Here is a 7,578-nt window from a genome sequence, read left to right as displayed (position 1 = left end):
CACCGGCGGCGCCACCGCGCCGGACCCGGCGGCGTTGCGCGAAGGCCTGCGGGCGCGGCTGCCGGAATACATGGTGCCGGCCCTGTTCGTGCACCTGCCGGCGCTGCCGCTCACGCCCAACGGCAAGGTCGACCGCGCGGCGTTGCCGGCGCCGGGTGCGGACGCGGTGGTGCGCCGGGCCTACGCGGCGCCGGTGGGGGAGATCGAGCAGGCGCTGGCGGCCATCTGGCAGGGGCTGCTGGGTGTGGAGCGGGTGGGGCGCGAGGACCACTTCTTCGAGATCGGCGGGCACTCGCTGCTGGCATTGCAGGTGGTCGTTCGGATTCGAGAACGTTTCGGGATCGAACTGTCGCTGGCAGAACTGTTCCGGTCCAAGACCATCGCCGACCTGGGCAGCGCGGTCTGCTCCGCGCAGGTCGACATGTTCGACGCAAACGACATCGAACGACTCTCAACCGTGCTCGACGAACTGTCCGAACAGGAATTGCTGGCGCTCTGGGAGAGCGGTCTCTAGTGCGCCCTCAGCCAGCAACCTGCAGCAATGGAATTACGGATGAACATGAAAACGCCGATTGACATCGAAGCGATCAAGCAGGACATCCTGCGGCGGCGCCTGCTCGCCACGGCGGTCCCGAACCGGCAGCTTGACAGCATTCCCATCGCCGATCGCGCGGGCGTCATTCCCTTGTCATCGGCCCAGCAGCGCCTTTGGTTCATCGATCAACTCGACCCTGCTGGTGGCAGCGCATACCACGTTCCGACCGGCCTGCGCTTCCGCGGCGAACTCGATGTCGCCGCGCTGAAGTGGGCCTTGGACCGGATCGTGGCGCGTCATGAAAACCTGCGCACGACGTTCGCGAAAGTGGATGGATCCCCACGCCAGGTCATTGCGCCTGAGAGCACATCCTTCGGCCTGGTCGAACAGGATCTGCAAGACCTCGGTGGCCTTGATCCCCAGTCGCAGACTGATGCCGTGCTCGCCCTTGCGAACAAGGAAGCCCGGGCTCCCTTCGACCTTGAAGCCGGACCGCTGATCCGTGGCCGCCTCCTTCGCTTGGCGGCGGACGATCACGTGCTGCTGTTGACGATGCATCACATCGTGTCCGACGGCTGGTCCATTGGCGTGCTGGTACGTGAATTTTCCACGCTGTATACCGCCCACCTGCGAGGCGAACCCGATCCGCTGCCGCCGCTGCCAATCCAGTACGCCGACTACGCGGTGTGGCAGCGGGCATGGTTGCAAGGAGAGGCACTGCAGCGGCAACTGGGCTTCTGGCGCGGGCATCTTTCCGGCGCCCCCGCCTTGCTTGAATTGCCAACGGATCGTCCGCGCCCGCCGGTTCAAAGTTACGCCGGCGGTGCGGCGTTGGTGGAGCTGCCCGCCGAGCTTGTGCAGGACATCCGCTCGTTTTCGAAGCGCCACGGGGCGACGGCATTCATGACGCTGCTCGCATCGTGGTCGGTGCTGCTTTCGCGATTGAGCGGCCAGTCGGACATCGTGGTCGGTTCACCTGCCGCAAACCGCCAGCGGGCCGAGTTGGCGCCGCTCACCGGATTCTTCGTCAATACGCTGGCCCTGCGAACGAGCCTGGAGGGTGATCCGAGCGTTGCGGACATGATGGCGCAGGTGAAGAGGGTCGCGCTGGAAGCCTATTCGAACCAGGAAACTCCGATCGAACTTGTGTTCGAGGCGCTGCAGCCGGTCCGCAGCATGAGCCACAGCACACTGTTCCAGACGATGCTGGCGTTCAACAACACGCCCAGCGGTGGCGTGCTGGGACTGCCGGGGCTGTCTTTATCCGGCGTCGAAATGCCGAACGACAAATCGCGCTTCGACATGACCCTGTCGTTGACGGAAATCGGTGACAGGATCGGAGGCGGGCTCGAGTACGCTTCCGACTTGTTCGATGCCGCGACGATCGAACGATGGCTCGGTTACTGGCAGCGATTGTTGGCCGCAATGGTCGCTGACGATACCCAGCGAGTGGGCGCGATGCCCTTGCTGGATGCGGAAGAACGGCACTTGCTGCTCGAAACATTCAACTCGACCGCAACGCGGGATTCCAGCCCGGTGTTGCTCCACATGCTGTTCGAAGCCCAGGTGGAGCGTAGCCCGGAGGCGATCGCGGTCGAGCAGGACGGCGAGCAGATCAGTTATGCGCAGTTGAATTCACGGGCGAACCGCCTGGCCCACCACCTGGTTTCATTGGGGGTCAAGGCGGACGACCGGGTGGCCGTTTGCGTTGATCGCAGCGTCGAGATGCTGGTCGGGTTGCTGGGCATCCTCAAGGCGGGCGGTGCGTACGTTCCGCTGGATCCCTCATATCCATCGGAGCGCCTGGCCTATCTGTTGTCGGACAGCGAGCCTGTGGCGCTGTTGACCCAGGCGGCGTTGCGCGAGTCGATCGAGGGCTGGTCGCGGTCGACGGTGCCGATGGTGTTACTGGATGGCGAGGAAGCGGCCTCCGCGTGGGGCACGCAGCCCTGCGCGAATCCCGATCCTGAAGCACTTGGGATCACGCCTGCGAGCCTGGCCTACGTGATCTACACCTCCGGCTCGACCGGCCAACCCAAGGGGGTGATGGTCGAACACGCACAGGTCGCCAACCTGGTCGCCGCCCACGTGTCGAATTGCGAGCTCACGGATGGCGATCGCGTCCTGCAGTTTTCCTCATTCTCCTTCGACGCTTCAGTCGAGGAAATCTTCCCCGTCCTGGCGGTAGGCGCCACGGTCGTGCTGCGCCCAACGCGAGTCATGCCGGATCGAAGTTTCACCCGATTGCTGGAACAGAACCTGATCAGCGTCGTCGAGCTTCCGACGGCTTTTTGGCATCAATGGGTCGGTTCGGCGGGATTCGCAGGAAGCCTGGCGACCACAAAGGTCCGCCTGGTCGTCATCGGCGGTGAGATGGCCGAGGCGGGTGCGTTTTCCGCATGGCTGGCGGGCTGTAGCGGCCATTCATGCCCATTGCTCAACACCTATGGCCCGACGGAAGCGACGGTCTATGCCACTGCGATCAGGCTCGATGACGATGGGATTCGGTTGCCGGTGGTTCCCATCGGCAAGCCGGTCCGGAACGTCAGGATCTACATTCTCGACGAATGCCGCGAACCGACGCCGATCGGAGTTGTCGGCGAGATCTACATCAGTGGGGCACAACTGGCGCGCGGCTACCTGAAGCGACCGGAACTGACACGCGAACGTTTCGTCGACGATGCTTTCGCCGGTGGTGCAAATGCGCGGATGTACCGCACCGGGGATATTGGCCGTTGGCGCCCGGACGGAAGCATCGAATACCTGGGGCGCAACGACGAGCAGGTCAAGATCCGCGGGTTCCGGATCGAGCTTGGCGAGATCCAGGAACAGCTGCAGCGCTTGCCCGGCGTGCGGGCAGCGGCTGTGCTCGCGCGCGAGGACATGCCGGGCGGGAAGCGCCTGGTGGCGTACGTCGTACCACGTGACGATGCCGCCCCCACGGCGTCCGAGTTGCGCGAGCTTCTTGCCATCCGCCTGCCCGAGTACATGTTGCCCAGCGCATTCGTGCGCCTCGAGGCGCTGCCTTTGACAGCCAATGGCAAGCTCGATCGCGCCGCTTTGCCGGCCCCGGGCGAGGCATCGGTCGCCAAACGCGAGTACGAAGCCCCGATCGGCGAAATCGAGCACGCACTGGCGAGCATCTGGCAGGAGTTGCTCGGTCTCGAGCGGGTTGGTCGCAACGATCATTTCTTTGAACTGGGCGGTCATTCGCTGATGGCCGTGCAGGTGGTGGCGCGCGTGAATCAGAGGCTGCGCATCGACCTGCCGCTGCGGGAGTTGTTTGCACATCCAACGCTTGCCTTCCTGTCGGCGGCGGCCGCGAAATGCGGCGCCGTGCAGCAACCGGCGCTCGTGCGAGTCGATCGCGAAAGGTCGTTGCCGCTGTCCTGGGCGCAGCAGCGATTGTGGTTCCTGGATCGGCTGGACAGCGCGGCCGGGGACGCCTACCAGATTCCGACCGCACTGCGGCTGCGCGGTCGGCTCGACCAGGCTTCACTGCAGGCGGCGCTGGACAGGATCGTGGCGCGACACGAGATCCTGCGCACACGACTGGTGGGCGATGAGGCGACCGGCACGGCGCACCAGATGATCGGAGGCGTGGAGACGGGATTCGCGCTGGCGTTCGAGGATTGCAGTTCGTGGTCCGACGAATGCCGGGACGCGCTGGTCCACGATCGCGCGCTCGCCGAAACCCAGGCGCCATTCGACCTCGCCGTCGGTCCGCTGGTGCGCGGGCGGTTGCTACGGATCCGAGCGGACGAACATGTCCTGTTGCTCACCATGCACCACACGGTCTCGGACGGCTGGTCGATGGGCGTGCTGGTGCGCGAGGTGGTCGCGTTGTATGGCGCTTTCGTTCGCGGCGAGGATGACCCGCTCCCGTCGCTGCCGATCCAGTACGCCGATTACGCCGTCTGGCAGCGCAATTGGCTCCAGGGGGAAGTTCTGGAACGGCAACTGGCGTTCTGGCGGGACCATCTGGATGGCGCACCGGCGCTGCTGGATCTGCCGATCGACCGGCCAAGGCCAGCACTGCCGAGCTATCGCGGCGCCAGTGTTGGCATTGCGCTGCCGCTGGACCTGGCGACAGGAGTGAAGGCGCTCGGCCAGCGCCACGGCACGACCACGTTCATGACCCTGTTGGCGTCGTGGGCGGTGTTGTTGTCGCGCCTGAGTGGCCAGGCCGACGTGGTGGTCGGTACGCCGGTGGCGAACCGGCAACGCACCGAGCTGGAAAGCCTCATCGGGTTCTTCGTCAATACATTGGCATTGCGCGTACGCTTGGGCACCGATCCAAGCGTTGCAGAGCTCCTGGCGCAGGTCCGCGAAAGTACGCTCGAAGCCTACGCGCACCAGGACCTGCCGTTCGAGCAGGTGGTGGAGGCGTTGCGGCCGGTGCGCAGCCTGGGGCACTCGCCGCTGTTCCAGGTCATGCTCAGCTTGAACAACGTGCCTGGCGCGGACGCGCTGGCATTGCCGGAAATCGCCATCGAGCCGTTGCCGCTACCCGGCGAGAAGGCGCACTTCGATCTCTCGCTTTCATGCACCGAAACGGCCGACGGCCTTGTCGCCAGCCTGAACTATGCGACTGACCTGCACGACGCGGCGAGCATGCAGCGGCTGCTCGATCAATGGCAGCGCGTGCTGGCCGCAATGGTCGCCGACGATGCCCGACGCACCAGCACGCTGCCGCTCCTCGGCGATGAGGAATGCCACGACCTGCTGCACGCCTTCCAGGCGCCTGCGGCCGATTACCCGCGCGACGCACTGGTGCACGCGCTGTTCGAGGCCCAATGCGCTCGCAGCCCCGACGCCATCGCCGTTGAATACGACGGCGAGCAGTTCACGTATGCGCAGTTGAACGCGCGCGCGAATCGGCTTGCGCACCACCTGCTGGCCCTCGGCGTGGCGCCAGACGCCCGTGTTGCCCTCCACGTTGAGCGGGGCATCGACATGGTTGCCGGCGTCCTTGGAATCCTCAAGGCTGGCGGCGCCTACGTGCCGCTGGATCCGGCCTATCCCGTCGAACGCCTCGCCTACATGTTGGCCGACAGCGAACCGGTGGCGCTGCTGACCCGGTCCAGCCTGAAGGCGATCCCGGCGGACCAGGGGGGCGCGGGCCGGCCGGTGGTGATGCTGGACGACGAAGAGACGTTCGCCGGGCAGCCACAGTCCAATCCCGATCCGCGCGCACAGGGTCTGACCTCCGCGAACCTGGCCTATGTCATCTACACGTCGGGTTCCACGGGCCAGCCGAAGGGCGTGATGGTCGAGCATCGTTCCGTCGTCAACCTGGGTCTGAACCTCGATGCGCAGGTATTCGCATCGGTGTCGTCGCAGGGACGCATTGGCCTGAATGCAGCGTTGTCGTTCGACGCCTCGGTACAGTCACTCACGCAATTGTTCGCGGGCCGCTGCATCGTCATCGTGCCGCAGGCGGTGCGACGCGATCCCGCAGCCTTGTGCCGCTTTGTGGGCGATAACGCGCTCGAAGCTCTGGACTGCACGCCAGCCCAGCTTGAACAACTGCTCGAGGACGCGGAGCTTGAGCAGCGATGGCCGAAGTTGCGGACATTGCTGGTCGGCGGTGACGTGCTCTCGGCACGGGGCTGGGCACGCCTGAGTGCATGGGAGGGTGTCGCCTGCTGGAACGTCTATGGCCCCACCGAATGCACGGTGGATGCGACCGCGGCGCTCATTGGCGGTGAAATGCCGGGGATCGGTCGGCCGATGGCGAACGTGCCGGTACGCATCCTCGACGCCGCGGGCGCACCGGTGCCGGTAGGCGTCATTGGCGAATTGCACGTCGGGGGCGTGCAGGTGGCACGCGGCTACCTGAATCGAATGGACCTGACGAAGGAGCGATTCGTCCGGGATCCCTACGCGCCTGCTCCCGGTGCGAGGCTGTACAAGACCGGCGACCTGGGTCGCTGGCGCCCGGACGGCACGATCGAATTCCTGGGCCGCAACGATGACCAGGTGAAGGTTCGCGGCTTCCGGATCGAGCCGGGTGAGATCGAATCGCAACTGCACGGTGTGCCCGAGGTGCAGGCAGCCGTCGTGCTGGTGCGCGAGGACATGCCCGGCCAAAAACGCCTGGTGGCCTACGTGGTGCCGCGGGGCGCGTCGTTGCCAACGGCGGCGCAACTGCGCGACCGGCTGGCGAACCACCTGCCCGAGCATATGTTGCCGAGCGCATTCGTGAGCCTGCCGTCGCTGCCGCTGACGCCAGGTGGAAAGCTCGATCGCGCGGCGTTGCCGGAGCCTGACGACACGGCGGTTGCCCGACGCGAGTACGAAGCCCCGATCGGGGAGGTCGAGCAGGCGCTCGCGCGCATCTGGCAGGAGCTGCTGGGTCTGGAGCGCGTGGGGCGGCAGGACCGGTTTTTCGAACTCGGGGGCCATTCGTTGATGGCCGTACAGGTGGTCGCGCGTCTGCGCCAGGCGCAGGGTGTGGAACTACCGCTGCGTGAGATATTCACGCAGCCGACGCTGGCGGCATTGGCGCAAGCCGTAGCGGATGGTGTCGGGACTTCGCAACCTGCCCTGGTGCCGGCGGATCGCAGTGCGCCACTGCCGTTGTCGTGGGCGCAGCAACGCCTGTGGTTCCTGGACCAGATGGACAAGGCCGCCGGCGCCGCCTACCACATGCCGATGGCGCTACGGCTGCATGGCGAACTAGACCGTCAGTCATTGCAGGCCGCCGTCGATCGGATCGTCGCCAGGCATGAAAGCCTGCGCACGACCTTCGCGAACGGTGCGGACGACGACATGCCCCACCAGGTGATCGGGCCCGTGGATGCGGGCTGCGTGCTCGCCTACGAGGACCTTTCGGCATTGGCCCCGTCGGTAAGGGAAGCGCTCGTGCATGAGCGCGGGCTCGAGGAAGCGCACGCGCCATTCGACCTCTCGCGAGGCCCGCTGATCCGCGGTCGCGTGCTGTGCCTGTCAGCGGATGAGCACGTACTGCTGGTGGCGATGCACCACATCGTGTCCGATGGGTGGTCGATGGGGGTGCTGGTTCGCGAGGTGGGGGCGTT

2 protein-coding genes are annotated in these 7,578 nt (G+C 65.8%); both read left to right on the top strand.

Translation table 11 applies throughout. From position 1 onward, the window contains the following. Positions 1-514: phosphopantetheine-binding protein (locus G7B67_RS12515; RefSeq protein WP_243412373.1), on the top strand; the 514-nt coding region annotated here is incomplete at its 5' end. Positions 515-553: 39 nt separating this feature from the next. Continuing rightward, positions 554-7,578 (top strand): non-ribosomal peptide synthetase (locus tag G7B67_RS12510; protein WP_166212928.1); only part of this gene is annotated, 7,025 nt, incomplete at its 3' end.

The organism is Cognatiluteimonas telluris (genome assembly GCF_011320095.1).
GTDB lineage: Bacteria > Pseudomonadota > Gammaproteobacteria > Xanthomonadales > Xanthomonadaceae > Cognatiluteimonas > Cognatiluteimonas telluris.
Note: the sequence above shows the minus strand (reverse complement) of the source record. Positions and strands in the feature narration are given on the sequence as shown.